This window comes from Paenibacillus sp. FSL L8-0708 (assembly GCF_038009325.1).
Classification (GTDB): domain Bacteria; phylum Bacillota; class Bacilli; order Paenibacillales; family Paenibacillaceae; genus Paenibacillus_AQ; species Paenibacillus_AQ odorifer.
The window spans coordinates 962,115-977,962 of record NZ_JBBPBC010000001.1; the positions used below are offsets into that span (position 1 = coordinate 962,115).

General features: G+C 42.4%; 13 protein-coding genes. 10 read left to right on the forward strand and 3 right to left on the reverse strand.

Annotated elements, in window-relative coordinates:
* The first annotated feature begins 275 nt into the window (after window positions 1-275).
* Window positions 276-1,292, forward strand: a complete 1,017-nt coding sequence (locus NYE58_RS04350; protein WP_076276992.1) for an Abi family protein — start codon at window positions 276-278, stop codon at window positions 1,290-1,292.
* Between the two features lie 184 nt (window positions 1,293-1,476).
* Here the strand turns inward: NYE58_RS04350 and NYE58_RS04355 are convergent, their stop codons facing one another.
* Window positions 1,477-2,751 (reverse strand): MFS transporter, encoded by a 1,275-nt coding sequence (locus NYE58_RS04355; RefSeq protein ID WP_341001196.1) that lies wholly within the window; start codon window positions 2,749-2,751, stop codon window positions 1,477-1,479.
* A 69-nt stretch (window positions 2,752-2,820) separates the two neighbouring features.
* A complete protein-coding gene (locus NYE58_RS04360; protein ID WP_076219451.1) occupies window positions 2,821-3,732 on the reverse strand; it encodes an ArsR/SmtB family transcription factor in 912 nt (303 codons plus the stop codon).
* A gap of 318 nt (window positions 3,733-4,050) precedes the next feature.
* On the opposite strand from NYE58_RS04360, the gene NYE58_RS04365 reads away from it, so the two are divergent.
* The gene (locus NYE58_RS04365; RefSeq protein WP_256719010.1) at window positions 4,051-5,403 is read left to right on the forward strand and encodes an MATE family efflux transporter; all 1,353 of its coding nucleotides are present in this window, start codon (window positions 4,051-4,053) and stop codon (window positions 5,401-5,403) included.
* Window positions 5,404-5,422: 19 nt separating this feature from the next.
* Window positions 5,423-7,753, forward strand: a complete 2,331-nt coding sequence (gene gshAB / locus NYE58_RS04370) for a bifunctional glutamate--cysteine ligase GshA/glutathione synthetase GshB (protein WP_076276994.1) — start codon at window positions 5,423-5,425, stop codon at window positions 7,751-7,753.
* Between the two features lie 80 nt (window positions 7,754-7,833).
* Here the strand turns inward: gshAB and NYE58_RS04375 are convergent, their stop codons facing one another.
* A complete protein-coding gene (locus tag NYE58_RS04375; protein WP_036684901.1) occupies window positions 7,834-8,277 on the reverse strand; it encodes a hypothetical protein in 444 nt (147 codons plus the stop codon).
* Window positions 8,278-8,479: 202 nt separating this feature from the next.
* Between NYE58_RS04375 and NYE58_RS04380 the strand changes: the two genes are divergently transcribed.
* From NYE58_RS04380 to NYE58_RS04410, 7 genes are all read left to right on the forward strand, one after another.
* Window positions 8,480-9,016, forward strand: coding sequence for a hypothetical protein (locus tag NYE58_RS04380; RefSeq protein WP_139330126.1), 537 nt, complete (start codon window positions 8,480-8,482; stop codon window positions 9,014-9,016).
* Between the two features lie 240 nt (window positions 9,017-9,256).
* The gene (locus NYE58_RS04385) at window positions 9,257-10,621 is read left to right on the forward strand and encodes a Dyp-type peroxidase (RefSeq protein ID WP_081387519.1); all 1,365 of its coding nucleotides are present in this window, start codon (window positions 9,257-9,259) and stop codon (window positions 10,619-10,621) included.
* A 2-nt stretch (window positions 10,622-10,623) separates the two neighbouring features.
* On the forward strand, window positions 10,624-11,118 hold the full coding sequence (locus NYE58_RS04390; protein ID WP_111502622.1) for a hypothetical protein: 495 nt from the start codon (window positions 10,624-10,626) through the stop codon (window positions 11,116-11,118).
* Window positions 11,119-11,182: 64 nt separating this feature from the next.
* Window positions 11,183-12,118 carry a catalase family peroxidase gene (locus tag NYE58_RS04395; RefSeq protein WP_076219449.1) on the forward strand — a complete coding sequence of 312 codons (936 nt, stop codon included), beginning with the start codon at window positions 11,183-11,185 and terminating at the stop codon, window positions 12,116-12,118.
* 136 nt (window positions 12,119-12,254) lie between these two features.
* Window positions 12,255-13,532, forward strand: a complete 1,278-nt coding sequence (locus NYE58_RS04400; RefSeq protein WP_076219448.1) for a glycoside hydrolase family 5 protein — start codon at window positions 12,255-12,257, stop codon at window positions 13,530-13,532.
* Between the two features lie 84 nt (window positions 13,533-13,616).
* Window positions 13,617-14,264: a response regulator transcription factor gene (locus tag NYE58_RS04405; protein ID WP_076276995.1), complete on the forward strand. Its 648-nt coding sequence runs from the start codon at window positions 13,617-13,619 to the stop codon at window positions 14,262-14,264.
* Window positions 14,248-15,657, forward strand: a complete 1,410-nt coding sequence (locus tag NYE58_RS04410) for a sensor histidine kinase (protein WP_081387520.1) — start codon at window positions 14,248-14,250, stop codon at window positions 15,655-15,657. The genes NYE58_RS04405 and NYE58_RS04410 overlap by 17 nt, the downstream gene beginning before the upstream one ends.
* Window positions 15,658-15,848 lie beyond the last annotated feature (191 nt).

The following is a 15,848-nucleotide window of genomic DNA, read 5'->3' on the forward strand; positions in this document are numbered from 1 at the left end:
GAATATACCTAGTAGTGATGCTCCTAGGTGAAGACTTATAAAAACAGGCGATGTTCCGGTATCCGGTATCGCCTGTTTTTGTCGATTCTGTGGAGTATCTCATTCATTATGCCAAACGTCCTAGAAGTTCATATCCCTATTTTTTTATTTAATGTATAATTCAGAGTGGTTTTTAACATTTTCTTACGAAAAATGGAAGTAAACTAGGTAGCTCGCTCATTTAGAAAATTATAGAACCTTTAAATAAATAGATTAAAAATAATGGGGAGATTTATTTGAGCACACATGTTACCAAAACATTCAAGTCTTTAGACCAACAAATTGATTTATTAAAAGAAAGAAAACTAATTATTAGAGATGAAGAAAAAGCTAAACGACATTTATTAGAAAAGAATTATTTTGACTTGGTAAATGGATTTGAAACATTGTTATTAACTGATTCAAAAGCTACTAATAAAGAATACAATGGTCTTTTTTTTGAAGACTTTTTATTGTTGTATGATTTTGATAAAAAATTGAATTTAGAGATTTTGAAAATTATAGATAAATTTGAAATCCGTTTGAAGTCTTCTATGGCATATCGGTTTTGTGAAAAACATTATTTAAATGCTTCTGATTCTGCATGTTACATTGATATTAATAAGTATACGAATCCACGTTCAAATCATTTGAGTTTACCTAAAGATTTAGCTAAGAATATTTCAGGACATAAAATATTTCAGACAAATATTTATTTCAATGGGGCTACGTATAGTAATTTCATTGAGCATTGCAGAGCTAAATATCCTTATATATCCACTTATGATCACCCGCCGTTCTGGGTGACTATTAAAGTCCTTGAGTTTGGTTCTCTCTTTAGTTTATTATTAGGATTTGAAAGAGATGTTTTTGAAAAGGTCATTGAAGATATGGGGATGAAGTACATTGATAAACAAAAGTTTATCAACTCAGTACGAATTTTTATTGAATTAAGAAATACTTGTGCACATTTTCAATTAGTTAATAGATTTCGGACATCGAATCGTTTAAGGATTGATTCGGGTTTGATAAATGATTTAGGTTTAAGAACCAAAATTAATACTGCAGGAATTTCAACTTATTATGAAATAAGACTATATGACACTTTATTAGTACTTTCCCAGTTTGAAAGTCTAAAAGATATAGAAAAGCTATTTAAAGATTTTTATTTTAGACGTTGTAATTCAAAACGTGAAAAAAGCTTAATGGTAAAGATGTTCGAAAGAATGGGGCGGGGAAAGCATTCAGATTGGTTTAAACTAGGTATTAAATGATTTTTTCTTTATTAATTTTAGAATATATGTTATTATTTATACATAAAATAATCGTGCGTGACGGCGAGTTATCCGAGACAAAGGTTAACTGTTTAGTCAAAAAAAGAGATGCTTATAAGCATCTCTTTTTTTTATTCATTTCATCATAAATAATTAAAATGAATTTTTTAAAACCTATTACCATCTATCGCTCCGTTACAACACTTTGCGATGAACTTTGCACCACGGGCTGCCTATGAGTGGCTTCAAGTGTGGAGAGGTCACCGTCCAGTGTTTTGAGTCCGGGGAGCAGCAAGGCTGCGCTGGCGCAGAGCATTGGAAGCAAGCCGGCGATGACAAAAAGTGCAGGCACACCATAGAGTTCAGCAATCGCGGCGCCGGCAAAAGCACCAAAAGGCTGTAAACCGCCACCGATTAAAAAACGGATGGAGTTGACTCTTCCTTGCAGATTGCTCGGAACCAGACGTCCATGGAGTGAAGAGCTTAAGGAGCCGAAGAAGGGGCCTATCGTTCCGGTGGCGAATACGGCGGCGAGAGCAAAAGAAAAACTAGGAAACAACCCCCATAATGTTGTAACTAAACCGATGGTCCCCAGACTTCCGAGCATGACAAACCGCCTCTTTTTAATTTCCCCTATCATGGAAATGACGCTTAGCCCGACTAAGGTTCCAAGTGCGAAAACTGTACTAAGTGTGCCCATCGTCGCCGCATCACGGTGGAGCACTTCGCGTACAAAAGGAACCATCATGGTCCAGACGGCAATGGAGCTTAGATTACTAATAGAGGCCATCATCATTATCGTAAGCATGGCGGGGAATTGTTTATAGAAGGTAAAGCCCTCAGCTATTTCGCGAACGTAGATGGCAATGGAGAAACGGCCTGGAGCTGGAGAGGGCTTGGGTAGCTTCTGCAGGCACAGCAAGGTAGTGATGGCCACAACGTAACATAACATGTTGATGCTAAGGGCTGGCAGCGCGCCACTGGCAGCGGTCAACGCCCCAGCCAGGGCGGGGCCCAGCAAGACTGCTGCACTTTTGCTGCCATCGATGATAGCAAAAGCCCGCACCAGCTTCCGGCTATCGGCAACGCCGGGAATAACAGCCATGGCTGTTGGCATGAACAGGGCGGCGCAGGCCCCGCTGAGACCAGCGGCGACAAACAGATGCCACAGCTGCAGTTGGCCAGCCAGACCCATGCCAAGTGGCAATGCTATAGCCAGCAGGCGAATGGCTGCCAAGCAGGCCATAAAGCGTACCCGGTGGAGTCGGTCGGACAGCGGCGAGCCCAGCAAGCGCAGCAGCAGCTCAGGTATGCCGGAGCTGAGTGCGAGTGCTCCCATCGCTAGTTTGGAACCCGTCAGCTCATAGACGAGCCATTCCATAGCCAACAAGCCAAAAGCATCCCCAAAAGCACTTAAAGTTATGGTTGAGAGTAAACCATAATAGCTGCGTTTTATCATAGCCTGTTCGCTCCTTTCTTATATTTCTCGCATATACGCTTACCGTCCTTATAAGGACGCTTAAGGCGTTTATGCTTGACTCTCTAGATATGACCCAATCTGTTGCGGTAGCCCATTTAAGGCTTCCAATCGCAGGCTATACGATGTACTTTTAACGTTGGTATGGACAATGACCAGCCCTGCTGCGCGCAGCGCGATCAGATGGTAGTGGATTGTACTTTTAGAAAGTCCGACTTCCCGCACGATTTCCGTGAAATTCAACTGCTTGCCTGTAAGCAGACGAAGGATATACAGCCGCGTCTCATCCGAGAGTGCCCTGGTAAGGCGAAGTAGTGCTGGAGCAGGCCGGCCAGCTTCCGGAGGGAGAACATCACAAGAGTAGCTAGTGAACACGAATTCATCAAACATAGAGGTGGTGACCAGTGGGCGGGCATGATATTGCGGAATGATAATGACCTGCTTCAGACGTTCGTTTGGATAGAGGCGCATTCCGTCGGTTGCTGCTTCAAAGACTTCCATATCATTGTTCCCATTCAGTGTCGTTCGTCTTGACTCGGCTTCCTGTTCAAGCCCTTTGAGGATATTAGGGTCGATTCCATTGAAGTAACCCGCGTTCCATTCGCGCAGGATGTCAGAGGCAGTGTCCCTTAGCTCGGAAAGATTAGAGGGGACCGATTGGCCGAAACGTCCAGATATTTCATACAGTTCACCCGAAGTTAACCCATCAAACCAATCCAGAAAGCTGCTAACCGAACGTTCTACCGGACAGCACCAAATGTAGGGAGCCAAACTGAAATCATCAAGTTTCTTAACGACCTCTTGCATTTTACGAAGCAACATCGGGGCAAATCTTGCTTGGACTTCACGTACCCAGAGCTTACCGGAATCCATAGCAGTATGGTTCTGCTTGCTTAGAAAAGCAGTCATACTGTTCACACATTCATACATGGGGGCAAAATCGACTTCTAATTTATATTCCATGAGTTTCTCCATCCTTTGATTAAGTTACTGAAACATTTATTAGTTCTATAATTATAGAACTTTTTATTGGTTTTATTGTAAACGAACTATATTCCATTTTCAATAGCTTTTCGACTGAAAACAAAAGAAATTTTAATTACGAAAAAAAGACAGTTCCGTTGGGCACATTTTGTGCATTAGGAACTGTCTTTTGATGTCTACACAATTTATATAATTTTTAGGAGTTCTGAGTAGATTGCTCAAATATAATCAATTGATTATATAAGTGTTTGGTTATATAATAAATCTGAAAATCAGATGAAGAAGGTGTTTTTAGATTTGAAGGAATTTCAGGGCATGAATGATTTGACTCAGGGTCCTATTATGCCTACCTTAATGAAATTAACGCTTCCCATTATTGCGACGAATTTCATCTCCACAACCTATGGCCTCGTCGATATGATTTGGGTTGGAAGATTGGGAAGTGGTCCTGTTGCCGCGATTGGCACGGCGAGTTTTTTCATTAATCTAGCGATTGCATTGTCGACTATGATTACGATCGGTACAGGGATTAAGGTTGCGTTTTGTATGGGATCTGGCCAGATAGAGAAGGCTAAATCTTATATGAAAAACGGGTTTGCGATGTCTATTTTATTAGGACTTCTCTATATGAGTTTAGTTCTGTTGACCAACAATCAGTTGATTGGTTTTTTTGATCTTGGAAGTGATGAAGTTGAACGGATGGCACGACAATTTTTAATGATTTCGATCTTCGGGACGGTATTTTCCATCGTAAATACTTTGTTTGCCACACTCTTAAACTCGATGGGAAATAGTAAACAACCGTTTCAGATCTTCTCTGTTGGTCTTATGGTTAATATCGTCCTTGATCCATTTTTAATTTTTGGCTGGGGCAGTTTTGAAGGTTGGGGAGTAGCGGGGGCAGCCACGGCAACATTGACAGCGAACATCTTAGTTACGGCTCTTTTTATCATAAAGACAAGAAAGTCAGAAATCATTTCGAACACATCAGCATGGGACATTCGTCAAATGAAAGAAGTAATTCGTATGGGACTTCCGATCACAATCCAACGGGTCACCTTTACGCTCATATCGATCGTCATTGCTAAGATCATAGTACGTTTTGGGGCGGATGCGATTGCGGTGCAAAAAGTAGGGATTCAAATTGAATCTATTTCTTATATGACTATTGGAGGACTACAGGGAGCTATTGCTGCCTTTTTTGGACAAAATTATGGAGCACGCCGATTGGACCGTATAGGGCAGGGATATCGTAAGGCTTTGATCTTAACCTCCATCTTTGGCGTGATCATATCGCTTATATTTATTGCGTTCCCGCAGCAGCTATTTTCCTTGTTTTTATCAGATCAGACAAGCCTGGAATTAGGCACTGATTATATGCGCATCATTGGCTACTCTCAATTATTTATGTGTATGGAATTAATGACAGTAGGTGCGTTTAACGGCATTGGCCAAACTCATATCCCGCCGATCTTCAGTATTACATTTACTGCACTGCGAATTCCACTAGCCTTGATTTTATCCGAACCTTTTGGCCTGAATGGGGTGTGGATGTCAATTGCTCTAAGCAGTGTGTTTAAAGGGGTTATTCTTGTGTTCTGGTTTAGAAGATCTTTATTCAAAATGAACAAACAGCAGATAAACTACTAAGTAAAGGATGATCGTTGAAATGGCTTTATTAAATCGTAAACTCATACAGCTTCTGAGGGATAACCATTTGAATAAGGAGCTTTTTCACGGCGAATTTGGACTGGAAAAAGAAAATGTCAGAGTGGATCCAGAGGGAAGGCTTGCGCTGACACCACATCCTAAAGCTTTTGGCAACAAAATGGAGAACCCGTATATTCAAACCGATTTCTCAGAGAGTCAAATTGAAATGGTCACCCCTTCTTTTGATTCTATTGATGAGACTTATAACTTTCTGGAGGCGCTGCAGGATATTGTGTCGCTTGAGCTCAAGGAAGAATATCTGTGGCCGAGTAGTAATCCTCCAAGGCTACCGAATGATCAGGACATCCCCATTGCCAAGATGGGTAATCCGATTGAGGATGAATACAGACATCAGCTAGCAGACAAATACGGTCGCAAAAGACAATTGCTGAGCGGAATCCATTACAATTTCTCTTTTGATGAACAATTTCTGAGACAGCTTCATGACATAACAGATCCACAGGTGAGCTTTAAAGAATTCAAAGACGCTACCTACTTAAAAATAGCCCGTAACCTATTGCGGTACCGTTGGCTTCTTATCTATTTAACAGGCGCCAGCCCTGTTTTTGATAAGACTTATATGGAACAATGTGTCGCTCGCGGGGAAACAGATGACGACAAAAGCTTTTATTATCAGAATATGAATTCACTGCGGAATAGCGAATGTGGGTATCGAAATGAAAAACCTCTTTATGTATCTTTTGCTTCGTTAAGGGATTATGTTCATGATTTACAAGCTTTGATCGAATCGGAAGAATTATTAAGTGTAAAAGAGTTTTATAGTCCGGTTAGAGTGAAGACAGCAAGAGGCAAACATCCTTTAGAGGAACTGATGCAAGATGGGATAGCTTATTTGGAGCTTCGGTTTATTGATCTGAATCCACTCTACAAAATAGGAATCGGCAAAGAAACGATGATTTTCATTCATCTTTTTATCCTGTATATGCTGCTGAAGGAGGACGAACCGTTCGGAGTAGAGGATCAGAAGATGGCGAATCTTAATCATGATCAACTAATCATGGAAGGAATAAAGGGATGTTTGCATGATTGCGGGGATTCATGTACAACGATGGAGCAGCAGGCATTAACTTGTATTCATGAGATGCAGAATATGATCCAACTGTTGAACCCGGAGAATGAAGTGTTTTTGAACGTATTGCATGGAGCTAAGAATAAAATTGTAGAGCCAGACCGGAGTTTTGCAGCTATTGTGAAGTCGGAAGTTCAACAATCCTCTTTTGTACAATACCATCTGAATAAAGCTAAACAATATGCTAAGGAAAGTCTTGCGAATGGATACCGTTTTGTGGGATATGAGGATCTGGAGCTATCTACACAGCTTCTTTTGAAGGCAGCGGTTAAACGTGGCATTAAGTTTCAATTGATCGATCGGGAAGAGAACTTTGTAGTTCTTACGCAAGGTGATCATAAAGAATATATTAAGCAAGCTACGAAGACCTCCCTTGATTCTTATAGTACGGTATTAATCATGGAGAATAAGATCGTTACGAAAGAAGTTCTTAAGCAGCAAGGCATTCGTGTTCCCGCAGGAGAAGCTTTTCGAAATCTGGAAGAGGCAATGAATGCGCATGGCACTTACCGTAACAAGGCTATTGTGATTAAGCCCAAATCAACCAATTTTGGACTCGGTATTACTATTTTTACAGACGACTTCTCTAAAGAAGATTATCAAAAAGCCTTCGAAATCGCCTTCGAGTTTGATCGAACAGTGCTACTAGAGGAATTCATGACGGGTAAAGAATATCGTTTTCTTGTCATGGGTGATGAAGTAGTCGGAGTATTGCACCGGGTTCCTGCAAATGTGATTGGAGATGGTGTACATACGATTGAACAACTAGTGCACGAGAAGAATAAGGATCCGTTAAGAGGCCGTGGGTACAAGACACCACTTGAGAAAATTCAGATCGGTGAAGCAGAAGCGATGTTCTTGAACAACCACGCTCAGGCTTGGAGTGATATTCCTCCATTAAACGAAGTCATCTATCTTCGGGAGAACTCTAATATTAGCACGGGTGGTGACAGCCTGGATTTTACGGATGAGATCCCAGATAGTTATAAGGCTCTGGCGATTCAAGCGGCTAAAGCTGCGGGCGCCACTTTTTGTGGAGTGGATATGATGATTGATGACATCAAGGAAGAAGCCAATGATACCAACTATAGCGTTATTGAGATTAACTTTAATCCAGCGATTCATATTCATTGTTATCCTTATAAAGGGAAGAACCGAAAGGCGGATGAACGGATTCTGAATCTATTATTTGGGGAATAAACAGAAGCTCAACCAGTACCTTTGGTTGAGCTTCTGTTTTTAAAGGGGCAATTCGCTCCCTCACCCACTACATGTTCATGTTAGGAGTTACCCGCAGCTGCAACGCCACTAAAGTTTCTGGCTTGGACATTATTAAAGGGATCTGTTGCAGCTGCATTTGTGAAGATCTCTGCTGTGTACTGAATTTGACCTGTTGCGACAGCCGCTGGTGGTGGAATATCTACTGCTGTAAAACCGAAAGCTTCATTTTCTCTGCTGATCGCAACCCCAAATGTCGTGGTGAAAATGATCGTTCCGTTTCTGCGAACATTAACGGTATTGGTATTGAAAAGAGGATTGTTTTCTACTTTTAGAAATCCGGTCAAAAGTACGCGGACATTGCCTTGATTCTCAGCCGACACGCCTGCGGTCTGAATACCAATATCCCCAAAAACAAGGGGAGTCGCCGCTAGTGGAATAACTGCTGGTGTAGCATCCGAAGCAGCTTGGTTGGATAGTCTTAAATCTACAAACTGAATGGTCATCTTATATTCACCTCCTAGAAATAGAATATGATAGAAGGAGAGTTAACTCTTGGATTTGCTATATAATTCATCAGCTACCTACTTGCATGGCTTGATGATCAAGTGTTAAATGAAAGAAGGGTTAGAAGTTTAAGGAAAGGCGGGAGCTATTATCAAATATAGGAATAAGTCTAAAAGGATATTATTGATTTCATTGATGCTGTTGGCAGTAGTTATCATTGGTGCGGTGGTGCTTGGGGAACGCGGAGGAATAATGAGTAAATCCGAGAGCTCTTTCAAAAGTCCTGCTGAACCGTCGCCCCTTATCATTACACATGAGAATAGTACAGATGCTATAGAGAATTATGTCATTCTAAAGACGAGCTGGAATGGAGCGGACTATGATCGGGCTTCCTTTTACTATACGGCTTGGCATAGTGAACCTACGCTTCTAACGGGGCTGCATCGTTTGAAACCAGGGGAGAAACTGCAGGTCGACTTTGGAGATTACGCACCGAGTGAAGTCACAGTAAAGATGGCCTATCTAACTGAGAGCTTTGATGAATCGCAGCTTCCAATTGTAGAAGTTCCTGTAACACTCGTCGAAGGGAAATATGAATTTGTGAACCCTCCAGCATCCACCAGTGATATTCCCACTTCGGGCCGCGTCTTTAGTGTTATAGCTAGATGGGGTGAGAACATCTGCGAATATGTCTTCGCATCAGATGGCAAGTTTGATAACTATGAATATGATTTGTGAGGTTAGTCGAAGATAAGAGATGTTCTAAAGCCGGTCCGGTTTTGGAATATCTCTTTTTTTGTCTCGATTTTAGACAAATCTAACGATGTGTCTATTTTTTAGACAATGTACCGTTATTGTCTAGTTGGGGAGGACTGTTAACCTGATTAACCATTTAGGGCTAAGTTTAATTAGATCGAGAGACGGATGAGAGAATACCCGTTTTTAATATTATGAAAACAACTTTAAGACGAGGGAGGAGTGAGCGTCATAGGTACAGAAACGGAAGAACTGAATTATGATGACATTCAAGGAATCGTCTTACAAGAACGGCCTACCCCCTACGTAGGAACCTATGTATTGCTGTCTATCGATCATCAACAGGACGGGAAAGTGATGCTGAAGCGGCTTCTCGACGAAGTGACGTCGGCCGGACAGTGGAATAATCCTCACGAAGGTGCTTGGGTCAACGTTGGTTTTACCTATCAAGGACTCCAGAAGCTGGGGATTCCCAAGGAGTCACTCAACAGCTTCGACCTGGAGTTCCGGGAGGGCATGGCTGCCCGGGCAGCTAAGCTAGGGGATGTAAACGAAAGCAGCCCGGAGCACTGGGAAGACCCGCTGGGTACTGACAAAGTCGATGTGGCGCTTGCTCTGTTCGCGCCTACCAAAGAAGCGCTGCTTCAAGCAGAAGAAGCAGCCCGTCGAATCCACTGCGAACTGAATGGTGTATCCGTCGTTTACCAGCTGGATGTCGGAATGAATCCTGACGGACGTACTCATCTGGGCTTCATGGATGGAATCAGCAATCCGAGAATCGAAGGAAACCATATACCCAATGCGGTGGGGCAGGAAGCGGAGATTAAAGCCGGTGAATTCCTGTTCGGGCATTTAAATGAATCCGGCACTATAACACAGGGACCACAGCCGGCAGAACTTGGCCACAATGGAAGTTACCTCAGTTTCCGCAAATTGCATATGAGGGTCGCGACTTTCCGTCGTTATTTGCGGGAGCATGCGGATAACCGGGAAGAGGAAGAACTTTTGGCCGCTAAAATGGTAGGAAGATGGCCGAGCGGAGCCCCTTTAAGTCTGGCTCCTGAAGCAGATGATCCGGCACTGGGCGAAGATGTCAGCCGACGGAACGCATTTACGTATGGGGATGATCATAAAGGGTTGAAATGTCCGGTAAGCTCGCATATCCGTCGTGCATTTCCCCGAGACAGCTTGCAGGATTCGGTTGTTAATGTGAACATTCACCGGTTGCTCCGGCGGTCAACGATGTATGGCCCTATACTGCCAAAAGGTGTAATGGAGGATGATGGTCAGGATAGAGGCCTTATTTTTGCAGGTATATGCAGCTCATTGTCCCGCCAATTCGAGTTTATCAAGACCGATTGGTTAAATGGAGGCAATTTCGCGGGCATGTCAACCGAGAAAGACCCTATTACCGGTAAGAATGAGGGGGAAGGGATGTTTACCATTCCGGACAAACCTATTCGCCACCGGATGAAAGAAATTCCAAGTTTTTCAATTACCAAAGGCGGGGAGTATTTCTTTGTTCCCAGCATGACTGCATTGCGGTGGATGGCAGAGTTGGATCAACATACATCTAAGGAGGAATAAACATGTTAGAAGGACAAGATCAGACTAATCCGATTACAAGCGCTGGACGTGCCGGCCTGCGGGAAGGTGAAATATCTGAGCTTACCATCATTGCGCCGCTTAAAGAAGGTGGGGCGGATCGTCTCCGTGAGAAGCTGAAAAAAAGTGCATCGAGACAAGCCGAAACGATGGCGAAGATCGCGACCGTTCACGACATGCGCTTCGTAATCTTTGATAACGACACGCGGCTGTTGTTTGCGACGGCTTATGATGGAGATTGGGATAGTTATATCGATGATTTTGGAACTGAAATTCCAGAGTTGTTGAATAACATGTTTAATGAAGTGAAGGATTTTCCGGGAATTGAATCTTCGGAAGCGAAAGACTTCATCGCTAACCATCAGATCACTGCATCCGGCTGGTACAGTGCTTATCCCGATGCCACGGTCAGAGATATTTGGCGCGGACAGCGAATTACGAAGGCCTGGAACGACTTGCTTGACGCATCACAAAGCTAAATAACTAGAAAAGGGGGCTTTGTCCCCTTTTCCTTCCTGATAAATTACAAAGAGGTGAACGAAAATGAACAATAATAAATTAGTGTCGTCTGAACTCGCAGAAGAAGCGGTAAACTCCATTGAGGAGGTAGCAGGCAAATATCCGGGTTATCGACGCGCGCACGCCAAAGGTGTTGTCTACCAGGCGGTGTTCACCCCTAACGGCCAAGCGGGTCCTTTAACAACAGCTGCACATTTGCAAAATCAAGAGGTGCAAGCTCTCGTACGCTTCTCCAATAGCTCGACTAATCCGTCCATCCCTGATGTTTTTTCGCCTGCAAAAGGAATGGCGGTTCAGTTTGTATTGCCTGATGGGGGCGTGACAAGTTTGGTGACAATTACATTGCCGATCTTTTTTGCCAAAACACCGCAATCCTTTATTAATATCTTACGTACAATTAAAGAAAATTCGTTTGAGGGAGCGACCATTGCAGACAAATTCAAAGCCGTCATGGAGAAGTATTCGGAAAGCCGGGCTGGGCTTCAAGCCGTGAAAATGCTGCAACCGCCACTCAGTTTTGCAACCAACCTTTATCATTCCATTCATGCCTATTACTTCACCAATGCTGCTGGCGAGCGGCGGGCTATTAAATATGAGTGTGAACCGGAAGCGGGTCTGCACTTTCTGGCCCAGGAAGAGGTGGAGAATCGATCTCCCGATTATTTGGAGGATGAACTAATCGAGAGACTGTCCAAAGGTCCTGTGGCGTTTCAATTGACAGTAATCCTCGGACAGGAGGGAGATCCTACGGATGACCCGACGTCTGCTTGGCCTGAAGACCGGGAACGGATTGTTGTAGGCCATTTGTCGATCACCGGCGTGGCAGACGAGAAGGCTCAAGAGTACGTCTTTGATCCGACAGTTGTACCTGCCGGCATTGAATGCTCTGAAGATCCTATTCTGAACTTTCGTCATGATGCCTATGCGGAGTCACATTCCCGTCGAAGTACTAATCAGTAAGCATTTATTTTATATTCTATGAATATGATCGGGCTGTCCTAGAATGTCTGCCGACATCCTTAGGGCAGTCCTTTTAGGTATGTCTTGTGACACTCTTGTAACAGAGATTGGCTACGATAGGTTACGAGGTGAGAGAATGAAGAAGTTTAAAGGATTTATCGTATTGATTTTGTTGGCAGTCGTAGGATGCAGTGCAGCAACACCACAAGCAAATCTTGAACCGGAGAAGGAGGTAAAGAAAGAGGTCAATGAGAAGATCGCTTTCTGGGATCAACAGCGTAAAGGAACAAATTTCATGAATTCCAAATCTATACCCGAAAATTATGATGCAGCGAAAGAAAATAATATAGAGTTCATTCGACTTGCGCCAGATAAATGGGCAAAAGATAGTGATTTCCTGTTTAACGATCAACCGGATGCCAATCCAGATAAAGACTTTTTAATAGGGAATGCAGATAAATACGAGGGGCTTGTTGAGGATGATTTTACAGCGTTAAAAGCAGACTTGGATGCAGCCGAGGCGCGGGGTTCAAAAGTAGTGCTTACAGTCCTTAGTCTGCCCGGAGATCGGTGGCGACAGTTTAATGATTATACAAATGATGATCGAATCTGGAAGGATTTCAGTTATCATGAACAAGCGGCAACGTTTTGGAAGGATCTTGCGGAAAGATTAAAAGATCATCCTGCGGTGGTCGGCTATAATCTGATTAATGAGCCACATCCTGAACAAGCTACTGGATTTAATGATTTCTGGACAGAGGATTACAACGAATGGTATAGCTCAGTGGAGAATACTCCGGCGGATTTGAATCTTTTATATGAGACTATTGTGACAGCGATTCGAACCGTAGATACGGAAACCCCTATTATCGTCAATTCTGGTCTGTATGCTACACCATGGGCCTTTAAATATTTGAAACCCATCGATGATGCGAATGTATTATATGCTTTTCATATGTACGAACCCTACGAACTCACCAGCCAAAATAAGAAAAAAGGCTTAACCTATGAATATCCTGGAACAGTTAAAGTAGGTGAGGAGAAGACGGAAAAAGCATTCAATAAGAAAGCCTTAAAGGATTTTCTAGAACCTATCGCACAGTGGGCAGAAAAAAATAACATCCCTGCTAATCGTATTGTCGCTGAAGAATTTGGCACGAACCGGCTTGTAAAAGGTGCAGATCAATACTTGGCTGATTTAATCTCGATTTTTGCTGATTACGGCTGGCACTGGGCGTTTTATGCGTTCCGGGAGGATACTTGGGATGGCATGGATTATGAACTTGGCACTGAGCCACCAACCTGGGAGTATTGGGAAGCGATAGAGAAGGGTGAACAGCCTGATCGAAAGACGGTCGATAACCCGATATGGAACGTACTGACGAAGGGATTAGGTGTAGAGAAGTTGCAATAACGTAGCATGAAAATATATGAAAAGGTGAAACCTGTAAAGGATTTCGCCTTTTTCTTCTGATAATTATAGGAAGGAGAATCTACTTTGAATATTTTAATTGCGGATGATGAGAAACATATGACCACTATATTGAAGACTTATTTTGAAAAAGAAGGCTATAACGTTTGGACAGCAGCGGACGGTGAAGAGGCGCTTGAGCTCTTTTTTTCGAATAGGATCGATCTTGTAGTGCTGGATTGGATGATGCCTAAGCGAAGCGGGCTTGAGGTTTGTAATGAAATCAAGAAGGTTAGTTTGGCTAAAGTTGTAATGCTGACCGCAAGGTCTTCCCATGATGATGAATTCAGTGCCTTGGATATAGGGGCAGATGAATATATAAGAAAACCATTCGACCCAAGGGTTTTGATGCTTAGAATTAAAAAAATGCTAGGCACTGAAAAAGTGGCTGCGATTAGGGATTTAGAAATCGATTTTGAGCGGAAGAAAGTGTACAAGAATGGGGCCGAACTGGCGTTATATAAAAAAGAATTTGAATTGCTAACCTTCCTGTATGAGCATAAAGGACGTATTTTATCCAGAGATGCCTTATTGTCTGCGGTTTGGGGAATGGATTATCTGGGCGAAGAAAGAACGGTAGATACGCATATTAAGAGGCTGCGCGATAAAATTGGGGCTGACCACGTGATCACGCATAGGGGAATGGGGTACAGCTTCCATGATAAAAATTCATAAAATAAGTACGAAGTTATTGATCATGGTGAGCATTATTTTGCTGATTGTTTTTGGTACGTCTTATTTCCTGCACAACTATTTCTCAGCAGATTATTACCTATACAAAATGAAAACCAAGATCAACACCATTTATGACGAAGTAAAGGATCTCCGTTTGGATCAACTCATGGAAGATGAAAGCAGGATCGAGAACAATAATAACGTAACGATTGTTAGGGTTGAAAACAGTGGAAGTACAGCAGAAATTAACGAAAATATTCAATTTGCGTTGTTTAAAGATAAGGTGGCACTTAATAAATTTTGGATCACAGATGAGGTATTACAAAAAGTAAAACAAGGCGGCACGGTTAATCTTTTATTTAATCAGGGCAAATTGAAATCGAGTCTGTTAACGAGAATATACGAGCAGGATAGCAGTCTAATCCTCATAGGAACTGTGGTTGTGCACAATACAGATGCCTTGACCCTCGTAAATCAATTCAGCTTTTACTCCATTCTACTGGGGATTATTATCAGTTTGCTGTTAGTGGCTTATTTTTCAAAAAAGATCATTACACCGTTAGAGCAATTACAGGATGTCGCGAAGGATATATCCAATCTCGATTTTAAACAAGTGACGATTCAAACGGGGGATGAAATCGAAGAGCTCTCGAAAAGCATCAATCAGATGAGTCAGCGTCTAAAGAGCACCCATGCCAAATTAGAGGAGAAAAATCAAAGTTTAAATACCCTTATCTCAAGCATTTCGCATGAAGTGAAAACACCATTATCCTTAATCCAAGCCTATACGATTGGCATTCAGGACGGTCTGGATGATGGCACGTATCCGGATATCATTTTGGAGCAAGTGAAGTATACGTCGGATATGGTGGATTATTTAATTAAATTGTCCAAGATCCAGAAGTCAGAAGTGCATAAAGAGCCTTTTGATCTTAAAGAGCTTCTGCTAAAAGTGATCTCACATTATAATATTACGTTAAAAAATAAAAACATAACCTTAATGAGCGACTTTCATTCGCTTGAATCCTCAATCGTTGAAGAAGATATCAGCCAAATCGAGATAGTATTCAACAACTTAATTAGTAATGCCATTAAATATGGTGAAGAGGATTTTTTTGAAATAAAACTAGGGAGTGACACTACTCGTACATTAAAATTTACGATCTCCAATAAAACCACTCGCCTGAAAACGGAGCATTTAGCGTATATCTGGGACCCATTCTATGTAATTGAAGAGTCTCGAAATAAAGAAATCTCCGGTACTGGACTTGGTCTGTCCATCGTCGCGGAGATTCTTGGCAAAAATGATCTGAAATACGAGTCCAAATTAGAGGACTCATATATTAGTTTTAGTATTTGGTTTGAAGTTAAGGAGGGAATTTTGGAACTGTAGGAGCGTTAGCGTTCGCCTGAAAGCTTTCCGAAGGAAAGCTCGCATCGGAAGCATAAGCTGTCTCCGGATGTTATCCGCTGATAGCGGTAAAATCAAAAACATCTGGAGACAACAGCGACCGAAAGTCCAACATTCCCGCAGTTACGCACAACACCTATTAAAGATCTTTTCACCGCATCCATCGCAATATC

Bases quoted from the DNA above. Each gene is read 5' to 3' on its own strand.
- NYE58_RS04360 (WP_076219451.1), bottom strand. From the start codon at position 3,732: ATGGAATATAAATTAGAAGTCGATTTTGCCCCCATGTATGAATGTGTG.
- NYE58_RS04375 (WP_036684901.1), bottom strand. From the start codon at position 8,277: ATGACCATTCAGTTTGTAGATTTAAGACTATCCAACCAAGCTGCTTCG.
- gshAB (WP_076276994.1), top strand. From the start codon at position 5,423: ATGGCTTTATTAAATCGTAAACTCATACAGCTTCTGAGGGATAACCAT.
- NYE58_RS04355 (WP_341001196.1), bottom strand. From the start codon at position 2,751: ATGATAAAACGCAGCTATTATGGTTTACTCTCAACCATAACTTTAAGT.
- NYE58_RS04410 (WP_081387520.1), top strand. From the start codon at position 14,248: ATGATAAAAATTCATAAAATAAGTACGAAGTTATTGATCATGGTGAGC.
- NYE58_RS04390 (WP_111502622.1), top strand. From the start codon at position 10,624: ATGTTAGAAGGACAAGATCAGACTAATCCGATTACAAGCGCTGGACGT.
- NYE58_RS04400 (WP_076219448.1), top strand. From the start codon at position 12,255: ATGAAGAAGTTTAAAGGATTTATCGTATTGATTTTGTTGGCAGTCGTA.
- NYE58_RS04395 (WP_076219449.1), top strand. From the start codon at position 11,183: ATGAACAATAATAAATTAGTGTCGTCTGAACTCGCAGAAGAAGCGGTA.